The organism is Citrobacter sp. Cm046 (assembly GCF_030333065.1).
Taxonomy (GTDB): Bacteria; Pseudomonadota; Gammaproteobacteria; order Enterobacterales; family Enterobacteriaceae; genus Citrobacter; species Citrobacter murliniae.
Genome location: NZ_JAOWGP010000005.1, coordinates 1 through 258, shown reverse-complemented (window position 1 = coordinate 258; position 258 = coordinate 1). Strand labels below are relative to the sequence as shown.

At 46.1% G+C, this 258-nt stretch carries 1 pseudogene; it reads right to left on the bottom strand.

The features are described from left to right. Nucleotides 1–224 (bottom strand): annotated as a pseudogene (locus tag OGX98_RS00040) (T6SS immunity protein Tli4 family protein); the annotation flags it as partial. Nucleotides 225–258: the final 34 nt, after the last annotated feature.

Genomic DNA, 258 nt, shown 5'->3' with positions numbered 1-258 from the left:
AGCGATGCTGTTTCACTGTAGGCCACAAAGGAGGATGGCAGATCGAGCATATAGCGTCCGACGCAGTAAGGTTTCATTTCAGCGTTTATCTTATTCATGGCTTTCTGCTGTGAGGGTGTTAGTGTTTGTGGCGATGGGTCATAAGGGCGAAAATACTGATATACCCCGCCCCCCAGCGCGACCAAAACAGCAAAAATAATGACCTTCCTTTTTATTTTATCCATTGTGAAGCCTCCCTGTTATCTATCCGCAATCCTT